The organism is Bathymodiolus platifrons methanotrophic gill symbiont, assembly GCF_002189065.1.
Classification (GTDB): domain Bacteria; phylum Pseudomonadota; class Gammaproteobacteria; order Methylococcales; family Methylomonadaceae; genus Methyloprofundus.
This window is the reverse complement of record NZ_BDMN01000171.1, coordinates 1-2,933: the sequence shown is the minus strand read 5'-3', so window position 1 is coordinate 2,933 and position 2,933 is coordinate 1. Positions and strand designations below refer to the sequence as shown.

General features: G+C 40.8%; 2 protein-coding genes. Both read left to right on the top strand.

What is annotated here, in order from left to right; all coding sequences use genetic code 11:
- Positions 1 to 558: 558 nt before the first annotated feature.
- Positions 559 to 1,446 carry a hypothetical protein gene (locus tag CDZ78_RS10380; protein WP_087869952.1) on the top strand — a complete coding sequence of 296 codons (888 nt, stop codon included), beginning with the start codon at positions 559 to 561 and terminating at the stop codon, positions 1,444 to 1,446.
- 129 nt (positions 1,447 to 1,575) lie between these two features.
- On the top strand, positions 1,576 to 1,995 hold the full coding sequence (locus CDZ78_RS10375) for a hypothetical protein (protein WP_087869951.1): 420 nt from the start codon (positions 1,576 to 1,578) through the stop codon (positions 1,993 to 1,995).
- Positions 1,996 to 2,933: the final 938 nt, after the last annotated feature.

Sequence of the window (2,933 nt, the reverse complement as noted above, 5' to 3'; positions counted from 1 at the left end):
AAGCGAAGTGATGATTTTTAGTCCGCGATAGCCGTAGGGCCGTTATTTTGTCGGAGTCTGAGCGTTAGCGAAGGTGGAGACAAAATAAAAGGCCATCCGACACGGCGTCAAGTCATTTGGAGCCTATGTTCCGACCCCTTGTTGGGTCGGGACATGGTGACGAGGACGAATCGGGGCGCCGAAGGCATTAGCGGTCGCGTTAAGTTTTTGCCGCTTGCTTGGGCTGGGATGCCCAAAACAAGCTTTCGCAAAAATAGCGACTCCCCGATTAGGTTTTTCAATTGACATAGATAATAAACCAAACTATAAATAGATTAAGTTTTCTTGTTAATACGCCTGTTTTTCTGGATATTATCAATTATTGAGGCAATTTGACAGGATAATTTTGATAGCAGGGAAAACTGCCTGACTTTAAGATCAATACAGTGGGAGAATAGGGAGAAAGTACAGGATATTGATATCCTGTATAATATTCTTGTTTACGTGGTGAATATCTTAGGTATCAGAGAAAGGTTGCCTGCTAATAATAATGTTAGCCACCAGCTATAGGAGATTATTGTGTCAATTGTAGATTTACCAGACGTACTACAGTATGGCTTGACAGGCCTTGCCGCTGTGATAGTCCTTATGACGTATCGCCTTTTGATTAATCAAAGTAAGAAAGAAAAGCCAAATCAATCATTGCTGAAAACTATTAAGGCATTTATGGGGTTTGGCATCATTTTATCCGTGATTTCTGGCGTAGGTAATATCGCAGAGCTTTTCGCTAATACTGACCACTTGAAGGGACAGCACCAACTGAATACTGAATTGGTAGAGGCAAAGGCGGAAATAGAGCGGCTTAAAGGGGATTCTCAAGACCAAGAAGTAGTTCAAGAGCTTGAAACACAAATAGCCTCTTTGAAATTACAACTGGTTGGAGCACAAGAATCGATGAAAGTGTTTGAGGGTAAGAGTACATCAGAGAGTCGAGTTCTTGACCGACTTGTAGCAGATAGTATCGAATCGCACTGGCGTTATACACGAGCTAAAACAAGGAGAGTGTCTGAATCAAATAGAACAGCTCTTCGTTGTATATTAGTTAAACGTGCGGCATTTATAGACCTGAGAAAGTTCGAAGCTAATGACACAATCCTGAAAAATGCACTAATACATTTGACCAATCGTGGATATACTGATATGTCGCCATGTGTAGAGAGTGTAGTTAATGACCTTGATTCCATAAAAATATTAAAGCTCCGTTGGTTAGAGGACAAGGCAATTCCAGCTCTTCAAGATGATATTAGAAATCTCGGAGTGGCTCAACGCGGACCGTCAGCAAATGTCAGGCTGCCCGATATTTTGGCAATACCAAAAGAACTAGGGGATTTTGAACCACCTGAAATAACTGTAACTAATATGTCAAAATTACAAGAAGAGGCTACTTTCATCAAAGCTATATTATAGCTTTGAGTTGATTGTTAATGTTAGAAATTAATTGGCTAACAATCACATCACTTGACGTAAAAAGCGTCACTTTTTACGTCAAGTGATGTGGGCGTTCGGCATAAATTAAAGAGAAAAAAATTTAATACTATGGAATTCATACCCGCAGGCGAGATTATCGGAGAAGCACATCAGGTGCGTACGGTATCAATTAAACAAAGTCCACAGTTACCAGATGGTGAGTATAGCTTTATTGACACGTATTGCGCTGACCCTAAATGCGATTGCCGCAAAACGATGATCCAGGTAATACACAATGAAAAGCTTGTTTCGATCATCAACTATGGATGGGAGGCTGCTACATTCTACGAAAATTGGATGGGGAGTAGTGCGAAGGGTAATCCCATACCTAAGATGTATGGTGCATCTATTGATATAACGAGTCCCGATCTTGTAAGAACGGACGGTATACTCGCACTATTCAATGCACTGCTAAATGATATATGGGTCGCGAAGTTTAAACATCATTACGATGAAGTCAAAGCGGCAGTGTCAAAAAAAACCAAGTAGAATTAACGAATGCCGAACAATTTGGTCCACTTGACCGTTGGCAGCGCAGTTCTTTTAAAAGGTCATCTTTTATCAAGGTTCAGTGCGTTATCTGAGTTCATCTAATATCTGCCAACGTCAAGTGACCAAGGCGTTACATTTCAGAAATCCTATTATGGTGGGTGGCACAGCTTAAATTTTGGATAAAAATTCAAAATTATTACGATTCCTTTCTTAGCATTTTCACCACTCAGAAGTGGACTGATATATTTGGGTAAGTGGTATCAGGGCTAAAGACTACCAAAGATCACTCGTACTTGGAAAGATCTCGCAAGTACTCCTGTCTAGTTCATCGTATTTGCTAGCGTATGTAGGCTGTAGAAGATTTAAGTGTTGTTTGAAAAAAAGTCTGATCATCACAGGACTACACCAAAAATTAGTGGCATTGTTGAGTAAGCCCTGCTACATTAAAAGGCATTTAAAAGTTGAGAAGCGAACAGCTGAGCGTTGATTGACGGTAATCGAATATCGAAATGTAACGAACAAGGTTAGATTGTGATCGCGAAGCGAGCCACAATCTGAACCGTTTGTTGGACAAGCCCGGGGGGATAGTAGAGATTTTGTTACTACGCTATATGAAAATAGCTTTTTGCTGATTAGCCCGATTGATTAATCAGAGCTCTATTTTTAAATCTTAACTGAACATTGTAAGTTGCCTATTGCAGACAACTTACAACAACAAGTCTCGGAGCAATTTTTTAGCCTAAACCCCCGATTTTAGCCCAAGCAACTCCCTCAGGGTCTTATCCTGCTTGCTTGGGTGAAGGTGTGTGAATTTACATAACCGTTCGTGGTTCCAGCATTTTAGTCGGCACAGGCTGAGACATTATCTCCACTCTCGGTATTCGCCTACGCCCTACGATCATTGCACCACCACAGCATTTACAACTAAATTTCGG